At 42.0% G+C, this 629-nt stretch carries 1 protein-coding gene; it reads left to right on the forward strand.

The genetic code is table 11. The features are described from left to right. Positions 1-629 (forward strand): Rib/alpha-like domain-containing protein (locus QEZ38_RS09775; RefSeq protein ID WP_281335788.1); only part of this gene is annotated, 629 nt, incomplete at both ends.

Genomic DNA, 629 nt, shown 5'->3' on the forward strand with positions numbered 1-629 from the left:
GTAGAGTTCAAGACACCAGTAGACACAATTACCCCAGGTGACAAAGACGCTACAGTCGTTGTGACATACCCAGATGGTTCTAAGGATGAAGTACCAGTTAAAGTAACTGTAAAAGATCCAGAGAAGACATCTGATGCAGACAAGAACACTCCAACAGCGAAAGATCAAACTGTTAAACCAGGAGATAAACCATCTGCTAAAGATTCAATCGGTAATGTCGGAGATCTTCCTAAGGGCACAACAGTAGAGTTCAAGACACCAGTAGACACAACTACACCAGGTGATAAAGACGCTACAGTCGTTGTAACATACCCAGATGGTTCTAAGGATGAAGTACCAGTTAAAGTAACTGTAAAAGATCCAAGTGCACCAGCTACAGATGCAGACAAGAACACTCCAACAGCGAAAGATCAAACTGTTAAACCAGGAGATAAACCATCTGCTAAAGATTCAATCGGTAATGTCGGAGATCTTCCAGAAGGAACAACAGTAGAGTTCAAGACACCAGTAGACACAATTACACCAGGTGATAAAGAAACTACAGTCGTTGTGACATACCCAGATGGTTCTAAGGATGAAGTACCAGTTAAAGTAACTGTAAAAGATCCAAGTGCACCAGCTACAGATGC

It is taken from the genome of Streptococcus taonis (assembly GCF_029948085.1).
GTDB classification, from domain to species: domain Bacteria; phylum Bacillota; class Bacilli; order Lactobacillales; family Streptococcaceae; genus Streptococcus; species Streptococcus taonis.